The sequence below is a fragment of the Aminithiophilus ramosus genome (genome assembly GCF_018069705.1).
In the GTDB taxonomy this organism is placed as follows: domain Bacteria; phylum Synergistota; class Synergistia; order Synergistales; family Aminithiophilaceae; genus Aminithiophilus; species Aminithiophilus ramosus.
In genome coordinates this window covers 986,936-1,003,267 of the sequence record NZ_CP072943.1, presented here as the reverse complement: position 1 = coordinate 1,003,267, position 16,332 = coordinate 986,936, and the positions used below count along the sequence as shown (strand labels likewise).

The 16,332-nt window shown below is 65.3% G+C and carries 15 protein-coding genes; 13 read left to right on the top strand and 2 right to left on the bottom strand.

Going from position 1 to position 16,332, the window contains the following annotated elements; translation table 11 throughout:
• Positions 1 to 47: 47 nt before the first annotated feature.
• The 6 genes from KAR29_RS04495 to KAR29_RS04470 all read left to right on the top strand — a co-directional run bounded on the left by KAR29_RS04495 (position 48) and on the right by KAR29_RS04470 (position 5,349).
• On the top strand, positions 48 to 941 hold the full coding sequence (locus KAR29_RS04495; RefSeq protein ID WP_274374434.1) for a branched-chain amino acid ABC transporter permease: 894 nt from the start codon (positions 48 to 50) through the stop codon (positions 939 to 941).
• The gene (locus KAR29_RS04490; protein ID WP_274374433.1) at positions 941 to 1,990 is read left to right on the top strand and encodes a branched-chain amino acid ABC transporter permease; all 1,050 of its coding nucleotides are present in this window, start codon (positions 941 to 943) and stop codon (positions 1,988 to 1,990) included. Before KAR29_RS04495 ends, KAR29_RS04490 begins: the two co-directional genes overlap by 1 nt.
• Positions 1,983 to 2,771: an ABC transporter ATP-binding protein gene (locus KAR29_RS04485; protein WP_407649538.1), complete on the top strand. Its 789-nt coding sequence runs from the start codon at positions 1,983 to 1,985 to the stop codon at positions 2,769 to 2,771. Before KAR29_RS04490 ends, KAR29_RS04485 begins: the two co-directional genes overlap by 8 nt.
• The gene (locus tag KAR29_RS04480; RefSeq protein ID WP_274374432.1) at positions 2,764 to 3,465 is read left to right on the top strand and encodes an ABC transporter ATP-binding protein; all 702 of its coding nucleotides are present in this window, start codon (positions 2,764 to 2,766) and stop codon (positions 3,463 to 3,465) included. The genes KAR29_RS04485 and KAR29_RS04480 overlap by 8 nt, the downstream gene beginning before the upstream one ends.
• A gap of 76 nt (positions 3,466 to 3,541) precedes the next feature.
• Positions 3,542 to 4,117 carry a CDP-diacylglycerol--glycerol-3-phosphate 3-phosphatidyltransferase gene (pgsA, locus tag KAR29_RS04475; RefSeq protein WP_274374431.1) on the top strand — a complete coding sequence of 192 codons (576 nt, stop codon included), beginning with the start codon at positions 3,542 to 3,544 and terminating at the stop codon, positions 4,115 to 4,117.
• Complete coding sequence (locus KAR29_RS04470) at positions 4,114 to 5,349, top strand: M20 family metallo-hydrolase (RefSeq protein WP_274374430.1); 1,236 nt, start codon at positions 4,114 to 4,116, stop codon at positions 5,347 to 5,349. Before pgsA ends, KAR29_RS04470 begins: the two co-directional genes overlap by 4 nt.
• A 90-nt stretch (positions 5,350 to 5,439) precedes the next feature.
• Here KAR29_RS04470 and KAR29_RS04465 read toward each other — a convergent pair whose 3' ends face one another.
• Together KAR29_RS04465 and KAR29_RS04460 are read right to left on the bottom strand one after the other, a co-directional pair.
• Positions 5,440 to 7,050, bottom strand: a complete 1,611-nt coding sequence (locus KAR29_RS04465) for a lectin like domain-containing protein (RefSeq protein ID WP_274374429.1) — start codon at positions 7,048 to 7,050, stop codon at positions 5,440 to 5,442.
• A 149-nt stretch (positions 7,051 to 7,199) separates the two neighbouring features.
• The gene (locus tag KAR29_RS04460; protein ID WP_274374428.1) at positions 7,200 to 8,357 is read right to left on the bottom strand and encodes an MFS transporter; all 1,158 of its coding nucleotides are present in this window, start codon (positions 8,355 to 8,357) and stop codon (positions 7,200 to 7,202) included.
• Between the two features lie 234 nt (positions 8,358 to 8,591).
• Between KAR29_RS04460 and secA the strand changes: the two genes are divergently transcribed.
• From secA to rpsR, 7 genes are all read left to right on the top strand, one after another.
• Entirely contained in the window at positions 8,592 to 11,267 is a 2,676-nt protein-coding gene (gene secA / locus KAR29_RS04455) for a preprotein translocase subunit SecA (protein ID WP_274374427.1), read from the top strand.
• A gap of 37 nt (positions 11,268 to 11,304) precedes the next feature.
• Positions 11,305 to 13,101 carry a hypothetical protein gene (locus KAR29_RS04450; RefSeq protein WP_274374426.1) on the top strand — a complete coding sequence of 599 codons (1,797 nt, stop codon included), beginning with the start codon at positions 11,305 to 11,307 and terminating at the stop codon, positions 13,099 to 13,101.
• A gap of 35 nt (positions 13,102 to 13,136) precedes the next feature.
• On the top strand, positions 13,137 to 14,813 hold the full coding sequence (argS, locus tag KAR29_RS04445) for an arginine--tRNA ligase (RefSeq protein ID WP_274374425.1): 1,677 nt from the start codon (positions 13,137 to 13,139) through the stop codon (positions 14,811 to 14,813).
• A 1-nt stretch (position 14,814) separates the two neighbouring features.
• Positions 14,815 to 15,114, top strand: coding sequence for an FtsB family cell division protein (locus KAR29_RS04440; RefSeq protein ID WP_274374424.1), 300 nt, complete (start codon positions 14,815 to 14,817; stop codon positions 15,112 to 15,114).
• A gap of 85 nt (positions 15,115 to 15,199) precedes the next feature.
• Positions 15,200 to 15,484, top strand: coding sequence for a 30S ribosomal protein S6 (gene rpsF, locus KAR29_RS04435; protein WP_274374423.1), 285 nt, complete (start codon positions 15,200 to 15,202; stop codon positions 15,482 to 15,484).
• A 16-nt stretch (positions 15,485 to 15,500) separates the two neighbouring features.
• Entirely contained in the window at positions 15,501 to 16,034 is a 534-nt protein-coding gene (locus tag KAR29_RS04430; protein ID WP_274374422.1) for a single-stranded DNA-binding protein, read from the top strand.
• Positions 16,035 to 16,076: 42 nt separating this feature from the next.
• The gene (rpsR, locus tag KAR29_RS04425; protein ID WP_274374421.1) at positions 16,077 to 16,310 is read left to right on the top strand and encodes a 30S ribosomal protein S18; all 234 of its coding nucleotides are present in this window, start codon (positions 16,077 to 16,079) and stop codon (positions 16,308 to 16,310) included.
• Positions 16,311 to 16,332: the final 22 nt, after the last annotated feature.

The following is a 16,332-nucleotide window of genomic DNA, read 5'->3' as shown; positions in this document are numbered from 1 at the left end:
GAGGGGGAGGTCCGTCCTCCCCCTCCTTTCTTGCGAGGAGGGCTCTCATGAGCGTCGAGATGTTCATCCAGCACTTCCTGAACGCGCTCACCCTGGGGAGTCTCTACGGCCTGATCGCCATCGGCTACACCATGGTCTACGGCATCCTGAGGCTCATCAACTTCGCCCACGGCGACATCTTCATGCTGGGGGCCTATTTCGTCTTCTGGGGAGGAAGCCTCTTCAAGCTCCCCTGGATCGTCTCCGTTGTCCTTGCCATCGGCGTCACCTCCCTCTGCGGCATTCTCGTCGACAGAGCCGCCTATCGCCCCCTGCGGGAGGCTCCGCGCATCTCGGCCCTCATCAGCTCCATCGGCGTCTCCTTCCTCATCCAGAACCTGAGCATCGTCACCTTTTCGGCCATTCCCCGCGCCGTCCACGTTCCCCAGTGGCTCGGCCAGGTCCACGTCATCGGCAAGGTCCGCCTTCTTCCCCTGGCCCTCGTCGTCCCTTCCGTCTCCCTCCTCCTCACGTCGGGGCTTCTCTGGATCGTCTACCGCACCAAGCCGGGATTAGCCATGCGGGCCATCTCGAAGGACATCGAGACGACGCGCCTCATGGGCGTCCCCGTCAACCGCATCATCGCCCTCACCTTCGGCCTCGGATCGGCTTTGGCCGCCGCCTCGGGCATCATGTGGGCCCTCCGTTATCCCCAGATCAACCCCTTCATGGGCACCATTCCGGGATTCAAGGCCTTCATCGCCGCCGTTCTGGGTGGCATCGGCTCCATTCAGGGCGCCGTCCTGGGCGGCCTGCTCCTGGGTTTCATCGAGATCATGATCATCGCCTTCTTCCCTGCCCTGTCGGGCTACCGCGACGCCTTCGCCTTCGTGCTCCTCATCGTCATCCTTCTCATCAGGCCCTCGGGACTGATGGGTGAGAAACTGGAGGAAAAGGTCTGATGGCTGCCGATAAAAAGACGTTCCTCAACCTGGCCTCTGTGGTCCTCCTGGGACTCTTCCTCTGGTGGGCCCAGGGCCATCTCGACGGGTACAAGATCCAGATCTTGAACCTCGTGGCCATCAACATCATCCTGGCCCTCAGCCTCAACCTCATCTACGGCTTCACGGGCCTCTTCTCCCTGGGTCATGCCGGTTTCATGGCCATCGGGGCCTATGTGAGCTCCCTGCTGATCCTGCCCGCCGCGCAGAAGGCGACGATCTTCCTTCTCGAGCCCCTGGTCTGGCCTCTGTCCGTGCTCCAGGCTCCCTTCTTTGTCGCCGTCCTGGCCGGTGGGATCGCCGCGGCCCTGTTCGGATTTCTCATCAGCTTCCCCGTCCTGCGCCTGGGCGGCGACTATCTGGGCATCGCCACCCTGGGATTCGCCGAGATCGTCCGCGTCGTGGGCAACAACCTCTCGGGGATCACCAACGGCGCTCTGGGACTCAAAGGGATCCCCAACTACGCCAACATCGGCTGGAACTACGGCTGGTGTCTTTTCACCCTCTATTTCATCGCCCGCCTCGTCAACAGCAACTTCGGCAACGTCCTCAAGGCCATCCGCGACGACGAAACGGCGGCCCGGGCCATGGGCATCGACGTCCTGCGATGTAAGGTCGTCTCCTTCACCATCGGCGCCTTCTTCGCCGGCGTCGGCGGCGCCCTCCTCGCCAGTCTCCTGACCACGATCGATCCCAAGATGTTCCTCTTCCTTCTCACCTTCAACGTCCTCATGATCGTCGTCGCCGGAGGGCTGGGTTCGCTCTCGGGGACGGTCATCTCCGGCATCGTCATCACCGTCCTCCTCGAGTGGCTCCGCTTCGTCGAAAACCCCGTCACCATCGGCTCCCTCTCCATACCGGGCATTCCCGGCATGAGGATGGTCCTCTTCTCTCTGGCCCTGCTTTTCATCATCCTCTTCCGCCGCGAGGGGATCATGGGGATGAAGGAGATCACCTGGGACGGGCTGGCCTGCGCCTGCAGGAGGAAAGGAGGCGACGACCGTGACTGAGCGGGAGACGGCTCTTCAGACGCAGGGGGTCACGATGCGCTTCGGCGGACTGACGGCTCTTCACGACTTCTCGATCCGCGTCTTCCGCGGCGACATCGTCGGCCTCATCGGCCCCAACGGGGCGGGCAAGACGACCTGTTTCAACGTCATGACCGGTTTTTACCGGCCCACGGAAGGGAAGGTCCTCTTCGAGGGTAGGGATCTGACCGGCATGGGGCCCCATCAGGTCTGTCGCGCCGGCATCGCCCGAACCTTTCAGAACATCCGCCTCTTCGCCAACGAGACGGTCCTTCAGAACGTCATGATCGGTTGCCACGTCCGCCACCCCCTTCACTGGTGGGAGGCTCCCCTTCACTTCGGCCCCGTCGCGGCCAAGGAACGGGCCATCCGCGACAGGGCCATGGCCCTTCTGGAGGAGGTCGAACTGGCTCATCTGGCCGGCGAGTGCGCCGCCTCCCTTCCCTACGGGGCCCAGCGACGCCTCGAGATCGCCCGGGCCCTGGCCACGGAGCCCCGCTTCCTCCTCCTCGACGAGCCGGCGGCGGGCATGAACCCTCAGGAATCGCAGAAACTCCTGGCCTTCATCCGTCACGTTCGGGAACGGTTCAACGTGACCATCATGCTCATCGAACACGACATGAAGGTCGTCATGGGTGTCTGCGAGCACATCTGGGTCCTCGACTACGGCGTTCTCATCGCCCAGGGAACCCCGAAGGAGATCCAGGCCAACCCCCGCGTCATCGAGGCCTATCTGGGAGAGGAGGCCGTCGCCGATGCTTAAGGTGGAGAATCTCAATGTCTTCTACGGCGGCATTCATGCCCTGAAGGACGTCTCCATCGACGTTCCCCGCGGCAAGATCGTCACCCTCATCGGGGCCAACGGCGCCGGCAAGAGCAGCACCCTCCGGGCCATCGCCGGTCTGGTCCGCAAAAAGGGGAAGATCTTCCACGATGGGGAGGACATTTCCGGCGCGGTTCCCGAGGCGATCACCTCCGCCGGACTCGTTCTCGTGCCCGAGGGAAGGAAGATCTTCCCCCACCTGACCGTCTACGAGAACCTCATGCTCGGCGCCTACATCCGCAACGACCGGGCCGGCATTGCCGAAACCCTCGACTGGGTCTACGGCCTTTTCCCCCGCCTTCGGGAGAGGGCCTGGCAGAAGGGAGGGACCCTTTCCGGCGGCGAGCAGCAGATGCTGGCCCTCGGCCGGGCCCTCATGAGCCGTCCCAACGTGATCATGATGGACGAGCCCTCGCTGGGACTGGCGCCCCTTCTCGTGAAGGAGGTCTTCGAGATCATCGCCGCCGTCAACGCCCAGGGCGTGACCCTTCTCCTGGTCGAGCAGAACGCCTTCGCCGCCCTCCGCGTGGCCCACTACGCCTACGTTCTCGAGGTGGGGCGCATCGTCCTCGAGGGGACGGGTTCAGCCCTGCTGGCCGACGATCGGGTCCGCGAGGCCTATTTGGGAGGCTGACCTCCCGAGGAGAGCTTTTGTGTATAATGAAGGGCAGGCGCCCTTGGCGCTTTATTCCGAGGAGGCGGTGGCTGTCATGTCGGCATGGAATCTCCCCAATATGCTCAGTCTTTCCCGGGTCTTCCTGGCTCCACTGGTGATGCTCTTTCTCACCCTCCGGGGCCAGTTCGGCAACGTCTTCGGCCAGCCCGTCGGCGATGTCCTGGCCGGTCTCGTCTTTCTCCTCGCCGCCCTGACCGATACGGCCGACGGCTACATTGCCCGCAAGAAGGGGATCGTCACCAATCTGGGCAAGTTCATCGATCCCCTGGCCGACAAGATCCTCGTCACGGCGGCCCTGATCGCCCTCGTCGAGCTCCATCGTCTCAGCGCCTGGATGGTCGTCGTCATCGTCGCCCGCGAGTTCATCGTCACGGGCCTCCGCATGGTCGCCGCCGCCGAAGGCATCGTCATCGCCGCATCAAAGGGAGGCAAGGCCAAGACGGTCAGTCAGATCGTCGCCATCGGTCTTCTCATCTTCAACCTCCCCGGCGGGACGGTGGCCATGTGGGTGGCCATGATCCTCACCGTCTGGTCCGGCATGGATTATCTGCTCAAGTGCAAGGATATGCTGGCCGGATCGGGGAAGACGTCAGGAGGAACCCCTTCATGAACGAAAGAGAGCGCACGTCCCTTTTCGCCGCCGTCGAGGCTCTCCGCCCCGCCATGGTCGAGACGCTGAGCCGTCTCGTCGAGATTCCCGCCGTCTCGCCCCTCGACGGAGGGGCGGGGGAGGGCGAGAAGGCGGCCTGGCTGGAGCGTCACATCGCCTCCCTCGACCTGGGGGAAACCCGACGCTACGACGCTCCGGACGACAAGGCCCCCGACGTGCGCCCCAATCTCGTCCTCTCCGTTCCGGGCGAGGAGAGCGAGGCCGGTCGATTGGTCCTCGTCTCCCACGTCGACGTCGTCCCCGAGGGGAACCGCGACCTCTGGACGGCAGATCCCTTTCGGGCCGTCGTCCGAGACGGCCGCCTCTACGGCAGGGGGAGCAACGACAACGGCCAGGAGCTGGTGGCCTCCCTCTACGCGGCCCTGGCTTTGAAGAAAATGGGTCTTCGACCCCGACGGGATCTGCTCCTCTGTTTCGTCGCCGACGAGGAGAGGGGGAGCGCCAAGGGCATCTGCCATCTGCTGGAAGAGGGACTCTTCCGGCCCGAAGACCTCGTCGTCGTCCCCGACGGAGGCAACGAGAAGGGCGATTTCGTCGAGATCGCCGAAAAGGGGATCCTTTGGCTTCAGTTCCGCGTCAGGGGGCGTCAGACCCACGCCAGCCGACCCGACCTGGGACTCAACGCCTGCCGCGTGGCCAACGCCTTCGCCGCCGAACTGGACGAGGCCCTGCATCGGGCCTTCCCGGCTCTCGACGACCTGTTCGTCCCCCCCTTCTCCACTTTCGAACCGACGAAGCGCCTGGCCAACGTGGCCAACGTCAACACCGTCCCGGGCGAAGAGGTTCTCTGCTTCGACTGCCGCGTCGTCCCCTCCGTCCCTCTCGACGACGTCCTTGCCGTCGTTCGCTCCGTCATGGGTGATCACGAGAAAAGAAGCGGCGCGACGATCGAGCTGACGCTCCTGGAGCGCGGCGACGCCGCCGAGCCCACCTCGACGGGAGCGCCCGTTGTCGAGGCCCTTGTCCAGGCCCTGGAACAGGTCTACGGCTTCAGGGCCGTCGTGGGCGGCGTCGGCGGGGGGACCTGCGCGGCCTACTTCCGCCAGGCCGGAATCCCCGCCGTCGTCTGGGCCCAGGAGGCCGAATGCGCCCACATGCCCGACGAATATGCCGTCATCGACCACCTCGTCGCCGAGGCCAAGGTCTTCGCCCTGCTCATGATGGAGGCATGACCGACGTTCGCCTCAGCGACGGAGGGGAAGGGAAAAACGAAGAGGGGAGGCTCCCGACCGGAAGCCTCCCCTCTCTTCTGTACAGGGTCCTCAGCGCCGTTTCAGGAGCAGGGCCGGCAGGGCCAGGAGCAGGGCTGAAAAACCCTGGAGGCCGAGGGAACAGCCGCCGCCGCCACCGGACGTCGGATCGGGCCTCTCCGCCGTGGGGGACGTGAAGACCTTGAGGCAGACGTTGGCGCCGGTCATCTCCGACGTCATGTCCGTCCAGGTCGTGCCGTCGGAACTGACGAAACTCTCGCCGGCGTTCGCCGAGGCCTTGTCGCTGTACCCCTCCTCGGGATATTCGACGGGGATGGGGAAGGTGTAGCCCGGCGTGGTGAGGCGGACGACGACGGAAAAGAGCTCGCCCGGCACGAGAGCCACGTCGGGAAGGGCCACGGTGTGGTAGCCCGCCGTCGCGAGGTTGCCGTCGGAAGAGGAGACGAGGGTGCCGTGGACGGGGTTGCCTGCCGTGACGCCCCGGTAGATGTCGATCCGATAGGAAGAGCCGCTCTGGCTCGCGTAGAAGGAGACGGCCTTGATCCCCTCCGCCTCCGTCGCCGAGAAGGCCTCCCCTGCCTTGAAGACGTTGGCGAACCAGGCCGTGTCGCTGCCGAAACCGTAGGCGGAGACCCAGCCCAGGGGGTCGTACTGGTAGATCCGGCTGTAGTTGGAGGCGTCGGCGCCGGTGAAGACGACGGACTGACTGATGGTGGGATCGGCGTAGGAGAGCCAGAAGTAGCCCTCGTCGCCCCAGCCCGTTCCCCAGCTGTTCTTGACGAGCCAGGCGCCGTCGCTGCCGGGACGGACGACGAAGTTGGCGGCGGGATAGGCGTCGTCCCAGCCGATGATGGCCACGACGTGACCGCCTCCGGTGGCGGCGGCGTTGTGGAAGGCGTGCGTCGTCGGGTTGTAGACATCGGTCTCGTCGAAGGGCCAGACGATGCGGATATGGACGGCTCCCTGCGCCATGAGGGATGCCTTGACCCTGTCGGCGCCGGAGAAGGCGCCGCTCATCGAGAGAAAATGGACCTGCTCCAGATGCTTGGCCGCGGGGTCCGACGCCGAGGGGAGTTCGCCGTTGTAGGGTCTGTCGCTCTCGTGGACCGCTCCCGTCCAGCGGGAGAGGAGGGCTGTCGAGATCCAGGGATTGCCTCCCTGGTCGAAGATGGGGTCGCTGCCGAAGCCGGGGTCGCTTTGAGTGAAGGCCGGTCTTGCGGCGCTCTCGTCGACGTAGGCGAAATAGGCCAGGTGCCACTCGGAGAGGTCGAAGGTGCCCTCTCCGGCCTTCCTGAAGGTCGATTCGAGGGAGGCCATGGCGCCGAAGGCCCAGCAGGTGCCGTAGGGGTTCTGGTCGCGGATGTCGGTGACGGCGCCCTCGACGCGCAGATCGTAGGAGGCGGGAAGGTCCGCCGCCGAGGCGAGGTCGATCTCCGGGGCGGTGACGTGGGAGAGATCGAGAGGGGAGGGGCGGTACCCCAAAGGCCTTGTGTCGGGAAGGGCCGTCTGCGGCGATGAGCCGGACCGCTCCTGGCTGTATCGGAGGTATTCCGAGTCGAGGGGGGCCCTCTGCCCCACGGCGGCGAAGGAACCGGCAGCTACGGCGACGGAGGTGAAAAGGACGAGGGCAAAGAGGGCGAGACGGAGACGACGGTGATTCATGAACGGACACATCCTCTCTCGTGAAGAGATTTCTCGTCGGATCCGGAACCGTCGGGCTCCCGATACTCTGCACTGGAAGAGGGGCAGGGAACGAGGCGGAGGTGATCCTCCTGTGACTCTTTAACTGTATCCTGCAAATGGAACTGCTGTCAAACGGCGCGAGGTCTTTCCCGGAGGTTTCGCCAGAGCGTGATCTCCATGGCGGCCACGGCGACGACGAGGCCGATGCCGACGCCGCGCAGAACGAAGCCGTAGCCGAAACGTCCCGCGAGGGCGGAGACGCAGAGGGGAGCCACGGCCCAGGAGAGGTCGACGGCCGTGCCGAAAAGGGTGAAGATTTCCGTGTACTCCTCCTGCGGCGTCCGAGCCGAGAGAAGGGCGTAGAGAAGGGGGAAGGTGAGGCCCATTCCGACGCCGTGGAGGGTCCCGCCGACGATGAAGGCCGCCGTGGAGGCGCCCCAGGTCGCGACGAGGGCACCCAGAGCCAGGGTGCTGAAGGCCGGAAGGAGCAGTTTCGCCCCCCTGCTGTCGACGAGATGGCCCAGGAGAAAGCGGACGGCCAAGGCGGCCAGTCCGCTCGAGAAGAGGAAGGCCGATCCCGTCGTCGTCCATTCTCGGGCGGCGTTGGCGATGAAAGGCATGATCGGCGCCGCTCCCAGGGCGAAAAGGGTCCCCGAAAGGAGAATTGTCCTCAGATCGGGCCGGTTCCAGGCCGGAGCGAGGGCCTTCAGGAAGGAACGCCCTTCCCGGGCCTCGAGCCCCTTTTCCCTGAGAAGGCCTGTGAGGCCGAGGGCCAGGAGGCAGCAGGCGAGGCCGACGGCGAGAGGGATCCGGGGGAACCCCTCGAGAACGAGGCCTTCGGCGGGAGGGATGAGAAGGATCTGGGGGATGAGGGGGGAGAGTCCCGAAAGGCCGAAGCCCCGGCCGCGGAGGTTTTCCGGGAGGATGCGGGCCAGATGGAGAGGATTGGCCACGGAAAAAAGCCCCCACCCCAGTCCCTGTAGGGCCCTGCCGAGGAGCATGAGCGGGAGGGGAGGCAGCGCGACGAGCAGGGCGATGGCACCTGCCATGAGAAAGGCCCCGAGGGCCATTCCCGCCCTTGTGCCCCTTCGGGCCAGGAAGGAGCGGTTCCAGGGGCGCCCCGCCAGAAGGGCCACCTCGAAGGTGATCCAGACGAGGCCCACCGTCGGAGCCGACCAGCCCCTGAGGGTCAGGACGAGGGGGTAGAGGAAAAAGAGGGCGATGGAGACGTAGGCCGTCATGTTGACGGCGAAGGCGACGTGGAATTCGCGGGGCAGCGCTCTCATGGAAAGGCTCCTCTCTCGGGGGTGGCGACGGGTCCATTGTAGAGGGCTGGCCGTACGGCGCAAGTGGCGGAGGCGATCTTTCTCCTCGGGCGGAAGGCCCTCCGGCGGGAGGCTAAGAGGAAAAATCGGGCGGAGGGCGATAGTTTTTGACGCTCCCGGCGCGGGAAGCCTATAATGGATCGAATCGACTCGAGAAATCACGGCTGACCGGCCGATAGTCATGAGGTGACCTCTATGTTCCAATCCCTGAAGAAAGCTCTGGGGCTCGATCCCAACGATCGGGTCCTGAAACGGTACAGCGGGCTTGTCGAACGCGTCAACGCCCTCGAGGCGACGATGGAGCCCCTTCCCGACGACGAACTGGCCGCCCTCGGCGGCGCCTTCCGATCCCGCCACGAGGCGGGAGAGAGCCTGGACGACCTTCTGCCCGAGGTCTTCGCCGCCGTCCGCGAGGCCTCGCGGCGCGTCATGGCCATGCGTCATTTCGACGTGCAGCTCATGGGGGCCATGGCCCTCCACGAGGGGAAGATCGCCGAGATGCGCACCGGCGAGGGCAAGACCCTCGTGGCGACTCTGGCCGTGGCCCTCAACGCCCTCTCCGGCAAAGGGGTCCATCTCGTCACCGTCAACGACTACCTGGCCCGACGCGACGCCCAGTGGATGGGGCCCCTCTACCGTTTCTTCGGCCTCTCCGTGGGCGTCATCTATGCCTTCATGCCCCCCGAGGAACGGACGGCGGCCTATCGCTGCGACATCACCTACGGAACCAACAGCGAGTTCGGCTTCGACTACCTCCGCGACAACATGACGATCCATCCCAGCCAGCTCGTCCAGAGGGAGCCCAATTTCTGCATCGTCGACGAGGTGGACTCGATCCTCATCGACGAGGCCCGGACGCCTCTCATCATCTCCGGCCCCTCGGAGGACTCGACGGAGCCCTACCGGACGGCCGATCAGGTGGCCCGCAGGCTGAGAAAGGGCGACGATTTCGAAGTCGACGAGAAGGAGCGCAACGTGGCTCTCACCGAGGAGGGGATGGCCCGCTGCCAGGAGATGCTCCACCTCGACGACCTCTTCTCCGACATGGCCCATTCCCAGTTGGCCCACAAGATCCTTCAGGCCCTGAAGGCCCACAACCTTTTTCAGCGCGACGTCCACTACGTCGACAAGGACGGCGAGATCGTCATCGTCGACGAGTTCACGGGACGGCTCATGTTCGGGAGGCGCTTCTCCGATGGCCTCCATCAGGCCATCGAGGCCAAGGAGCGCGTCCGCATCGGGAGAGAAAATCAGACCCTGGCCACCATCACGCTCCAGAACTACTTCCGCATGTACCGCAAGCTGGCGGGCATGACGGGCACGGCCGCCACCGAGGCCGAGGAGTTCAAGGAGATCTACGGTCTCGACGTCGTCATCGTCCCCACCAACAGGCCCTGCGTCCGCGTCGACCACTCCGACGTGATCTACAGGACCAGGACGGAGAAGTTCGCCGCCGCCGCCGACGAGGTGGCCGAGCTCCACGAAAAAGGCTGTCCCGTTCTCGTCGGCACGACCTCCATCGAGAGTTCGGAGCGGATGAGCCGTCTTCTCAAGGCACGCAAGGTTCCCCACGAAGTGCTCAACGCCAAGCAGCACGAACGGGAGGCGGCCATCGTGGCGCAGGCCGGAGCCTACGGTGCCGTCACGGTGGCCACCAACATGGCCGGCCGGGGGACGGATATCGTCCTGGGCGGCAACGCCGATTTCCGGGCCCGCGAGGAGGCCGGACGTCGCGGGCTCGACGTCGGCGACGCAGGGGTCTTCGAACCCCTCAGGGAGGAGATGGGCCGCCTCTGCGAGGAGGATAGGCGAAAGGTCCTCGAGGTGGGGGGGCTCCAGATCATCGGCACCGAGCGTCACGAGGCGCGCCGCATCGACAACCAGCTCCGCGGACGGGGCGGTCGCCAGGGCGATCCCGGCGGCAGCCGCTTCTACCTTTCCCTCGAGGATGACCTGCTCCGCCTTTTCGGCTCCGACCGAATCCAGGGCCTCATGGGGAAGCTGGGCATGGAGGAGGGCGAGGCCATCGAGCACCCCCTGCTGACGCGCTCCATCGAATCGGCCCAGAAAAAAGTCGAAGAGATGCACTTCGACATCCGCCGTCAGCTCCTCATGTACGACAACGTCATGAATCAGCAGCGCGAGGCCGTCTACGGAGAGCGCCGCACCATCCTCTTCGACGGAGAAATCGTCGACCACACGCGCCAGATCGTCGTCGGCGTCCTCTCGTCCATCCTCGACAGGGCCTTTCCCGAGGAGTCCGACGCCGATCCGGCCTCGGCCAGGCTTCGGATCAAGGGGCTTTTCGGGCCCGGCCTGGATCGTCATCTCGAGGGCGTTATCAGCCGCGACCTTCTCCCCGCCGCCCGAGAGGCCATGACGGAGGAGCTCCGGCGGCGCTTCGAGGCTAAGGTGGAGGAGCTGGGGAAGGAGACGGCGGAGCAGCTCTTCCGCTTCATCACCCTCAACGTCCTTGACAGCCATTGGAAGGAACATCTTCTGGCCATGGACGAGCTTCGCCGGGGCATCGGCCTCCGCGCCATCGGTCAGAAAGATCCGCTGGTGGAGTATCAGTTCGAATCGTACAACCTCTTCCAGGAGATGCTCGACCGCGTCCGCTACTCCGTGGCCGACCTCGCCCTCCGCGTCTCCGTCGTCCGCGAAGAGACACGGCGACGTTCGCCGGAGGGGCTCCACGAGGGGCGAGCCCTCTCCGTTCCCCTTCGTACGGCCGATCAGGAGGCCGCCGATCGGGCAGGCCATACAGAGGCGCGGGAGCCCGTCCGCAGAGGTCCCAAGGTGGGACGCAACGCCCCCTGTCCCTGTGGCAGTGGCCGGAAATACAAGCACTGTTGCGGCAGGAACGAATGAGAGTCGTCGAACGAGAGAGCCCGGAGGAGATATGCCCATGAAGATTGTGCGTGTCGTCGCTCTTTCCCTCTGCCTGGCGGCGCTGGCCTCGGGCCTCGCCTCCGCCGATTGGGACGTCTCCGCCGAGATGGGCCGCATCGTCTCGGAGGCGCCTCCTCTCGTCTCCTTTCCCGAGGCCGAGGGAATGGTCTGGAAGCGTGATCTCGCCTATTCTCTGGCCGCCGACGGAAGCCTCACCCGCAGCCAGAGATGGCTCGTCCTGGCCGGTCCCTTCGGCCTTCCCTCGGCGTGGCGTCACTGGATCCTTCCCATCGCGCCCGGAGGCCAGATCGATGTTTTCGAGGCCGGCCTCTACGATCCCGTCACCTCCCGTCTCGTCCTGCCTCTCCTGCCCGTGACGAAGGAAGAGGCGGGCCTCTCCTTCGTCGAGCTCCGCCTGCCTCCGGAGACGGCCGACCTGGTTCTGGCCCTGGAATTCCGCGAGATCCTGCCCCGGCGGTACAACGTCGACGACCGTCTCTGGACCAACGTGGACCTTCCCCTCTGGGAGGGGGAAATCACCGTCGACGTCCCCGAGGCGGCGGGCTTCGTCTGGACCTCCTCGGAGGGACTATCGCCGTCGAAGACGACGGAAAAGGGACGCGACCGCTATGCCTGGCGTCTCGTCAATCGCCCGGCCTGGAAGGGCGGCGGCCTCGTCGCCGACGGACGTCCGTCCCTGGCCTTCAGCCTGAGGCGTGGCCCCCGCAGCTCCCTCGAGGAGCTGGGATCGCTGTCCGCAGGGCTGGACCTCGCCCTGCCCCCGGCTCTGGCGACGTCGTCGACGAACGTCATCCGCCGTGGCGAGGCCCTGTTGGGCTACGTCGATGGAGAGGCGCGCCTTCGGCGGGATCTCCCCGCAAGCTGGGTCCGGCCGCAGGAGCTTCTCCCGGCCGAGGGACCCTGGACGGAGTGGGAGCGGACGCTTCTCCTCTCCCGCTGGCTCGCGGCTGCTGGCTGGAAGTGCGATCTTTTCTGGCAGCCTCTGACGGAACTGGACGATGCCGTTCCGGCGACGCGCACCCTCTGGCTGAGGCCCGTCCTCTCCCTTTCCGCTCCGGGCCTCTCCCAGGCCTATTATCTCCCGGGACAGGCCGTCCCCCTGGGCGAGACGCCCTCGGAGATCAGGGGGAAGACCCTTTATCGTCTCGATCGGGGCAATGTCGTCTCCGTCTCCGTTCCCGGCGGAGATGCCCTGGAAAACCGCCTCATCCTGACCTGGCGCCTCGCCGTCGACGAGAAGGGATTCGCCTCCGGCGATCTCGTCGTCGATGTCTTCGGCGGTTGGTTCTCCCTCGTCGGGGCCGTCTCCCCCCACGGCATCGAGGGGCTCTCCTTCAGGGGAAGCCCTCTGTCTCTGGGCCAGCCCGAAGTGGCCCGGCGCAAGGCGGGCCTGCGCGTGACCTACCCTGTCCGGGGAGGGCTGGGGATTCCCGGCAACGCGTCGCTGCTCTTGCAGGTTCCCGGCGTCGATCCTCGGGCCTTCTCCGATCTCCGACGGGGTCTGGGGCCCCTCTCCCTTCAGTTCCCCTTCGTCTTCGAGCAGGCCTTCGAGATTACCCTGCCCCAGGGCTACCGCCCTCTGGATTTTCCGACGCGACGCAACGTGGAGACGGGGCCCGTCCGATTGACGGAGACCTTCAGGGAGAAGAAGAGGGCGGGCAGCATCGAGGGGAGTTCCCGCCTCGTCGTGACGACGAGCGTCCTCGATGACGGCGGAGCGGCCACTTTGGCCGCCCTGATCCAGAGGGGCGATCAGTGGAGCGCCCTCACGCTCCCCGTCCGCAAACGGTAGGAAGGTGTTTCCCCTTATTTCTGGAGGTGTGACGATTGATCAACATTGAAGAGACGGTGCGCTCCCTGACGGAGCGGGCGCTGCGAAAGGTGGCCGCCGAGAGGGGACGGAATCTCCCCGATGTCTTGCCCATCATGCTCGAACGCCCCCGCAGGGAGGGACAGGGCGATTGGGCCTGCAACGTGGCCATGCAGGTGGCCAAGGCCATGGGAACCAACCCCCGCGAGATTGCCCAGGCCGTCGTCGATCGGCTCGATCTGGAGGGCGGCTATCTGGAGAAGGCCGAAGTGGCCGGCCCGGGCTTCATCAACTTCTTCCTCTCTCCTCTTTGGGCCTCGGAGGTCATCGCCGAGGTCCGCCGGCAGGGGGAGGCCTATGGTCACGGCCTTTCCGGCAAGGGGCGCAAGGTCCAGGTCGAATTTGTGTCGGCCAACCCCACCGGTCCCCTTCACGTCGGCCACGGCAGAGGAGCCGTCGTCGGCGACGTGACGGCCAACATCCTGGCCGCCGCAGGATGGGAGGTGGAGCGGGAGTACTACATCAACGACGCCGGCCTCCAGATGACTCTCCTTGGCAAATCGGTCCAGAGCCGCTACTTCGAGCTTCTCGGCAGGCCCGAAGGGGCTCCCATGATCGAAGACGGCTACAAGGGCGACTACATTTACGATCTGGCCCGGGAGCTCATCGAGCGCGACGGCCCCGTTCACCTCGACGAGCCCGTCGAGGTGAGCCTCCCCCTCTTCCAGGTCTACGCCTCCGACGCCATCCTGGCCATGATCCGACGCGACCTGGCCGATTTCGGCGTCCACCACGACGTCTGGTTCTCCGAAAAGAGCCTTTACGACACGGGAGCCGTCAAGGCGGCCGAGGCCTTCCTTAAAGAGCGCGACCAGGCCTACGAACAGGACGGGGCCACCTGGTTCCGTGCCACGCGCTACGGCGACGCCAAGGACCGGGTCCTCTTCCGGAGCAACGGCGTCGCCACCTATTTCATGTCCGACATCGCCTATCACAAGAACAAATACGACCGGGGCTTCGATCTCGTCATCGACGTCTGGGGGGCCGACCATCACGGCTACGTTCCCCGCATGACGGCCGCCGTTCAGTCCCTGGGCCGGAAGGCCGAAGACCTGCGGATCCTCCTCATTCAGTTCGTCAACCTCCTCCGCGGAGGAGAGCAGGTCTCCATGTCGACGCGATCGGGACAGTTCATCACCCTTCGCGACGTCATCGACGAGGTGGGCGTCGACGCCTCGCGCTACTTCTTCGTCATGCGCAGCTGCGACAGTCACCTCGACTTCGACCTGGCCCTGGCCAAGGAGGCTTCCAACGACAATCCCGTCTTCTACGTCCAGTACGCCCACGCCCGGATCCACAGCGTCTTCCGTGAGGCCCTGGGCAGGGGAATCGTCCTTCCCGATGCCTTCGTCGACCTGTCCATCCTCGGGGCGCCGGAGGAGCAGGCCCTGATCCGCAAGCTGGCGGCCTTCCCCGATGAACTGGCCAAGGCCGCCGAGGAGCTGGCCCCTCACCGCGTCACCTTCTTCCTCTACGATCTGGCCTCTCTTTTCCACAGCTTCTACAACGCCCATCGCGTCCTCGACGCCGAGCCTTCCCTCTGCCTGGCCCGGCTGGCCCTTCTCGACGCGACGCGCGTCGTCTTGGCCAACGCCCTGGCCCTTCTGGGAATCCAGGCTCCCCAGAACATGTGAGATGCCCCGCCTCCGCTGGGTTCTTCTCTGGACCTTCGCCGTCGTCTTCCTCACCGTGACCTTCGCGGCCTACGTGACGGAGTTCCGGCGGACGGCACGCCTCGGCGGAGCCGTGGACAGAAAGGTCGCCGAGCTGGTCCGTCTGTCGCGGACCAATCAGGACATGGAGGAGAAGGTCTCCTTTTACGGGACGCAGGAGGGATTGGCCCGGCTGGCCCGGGAACAGTTCAACCTCGTCAAGCCCGGCGAGAAGATCTATCGTCTCCAGGTCGTTTCGGCCGACGAGCCCTTGCTCCCCTGAGCGGCTGCGGGTATAATTCTCAAGCGTGTGTCCCTGTCTCTCCCGAAGAGGAGAGACCTTAGTCCACAGGGAGGAGGTGAAAATCGTGCGACCCTACGAGCTGATGGTACTGCTCAAGCCCGAGATCGAAGATCACAAGGCTACTGTTGAAGTTCTGGGCGAGGTCGTGCGGGGTCTTGGCGGAGAGATCGCCAAGGTCGACATTTGGGGGAAACGGCGTCTGGCCTACCCCATCGACAAAATCGTAGACGGATTCTACACTCTCTACACTCTCGACATGGATCCCACTCAGGTTCAGGAGCTTGATCGCCTGCTCAAGCTTCGCGACGACGTGATCCGTCACATCGTCGTCAGGCTCGACGAGAAATAGGCGGGAGGTGGGTTCATTGGCACGAGGTTTCAACAAGGTCGTCCTCATGGGCAATCTGACGCGTGACCCCGAGATCCGTTACACGGCGGCCAACAAAGCCTACGCGCGCTTCACCGTGGCCGTGGGACGAAGCTGGAAGGGGAGTAACGGAGAGCTCCAGGAGCACACCGACTTCATCCCCGTCGTCGTCTGGGGCATCCAGGCCGAACACTGCGAGCGCTACCTGAGCAAGGGACGTCCCGTGCTGATCGAGGGGAGCATCAACACCCGCTCCTACGAGACGCCTCAGGGCGAGAAGCGTTACGTCACCGAAGTCCAGGCCCAGGGAGTCACCTTCCTGGGCGGGCGCCGTGACGAGGGCGCTTCGGGCTCGAGCTACGGCGAGGGCGGCGATCGCGGGGCGACGCGGAGCGGAGCCGACGTGGGGAGCTTCCGCGACGGGGGCTTCCAGAAGCCCCTTCCCAAGTCGGGCGCAGACGATTTCCCCCTCGACATCTCCGAGTACGAAGGCGGAGATTCGGGCGAGGAGGAGGCCGACATTCCCTTCTGAGGGAGGCCTCGTGGGTCGTGCAAGGGTAGGAGGGAAAAGAACGTGGCATTCAACAAGAGGCGCGGCAAGCGCCGCCCCAAGGTCTGTTTCTTCTGCGTGGACAAGGTCGCCCATGCGGACTATAAGGATCTCGACCGTCTCCGCAAGTACCTCTCCGAGCGGGGCAAGATTCTTCCCCGGCGCGTCACGGGCAACTGTGCCAAACACCAGCGCCAGCTGACGACGGCCATCAAGCGGGCCCGCATCATGGCCCTGCTGCCCTTCAGCACCGACTGAGGGGTTGGGGAGAGGTTCGTCC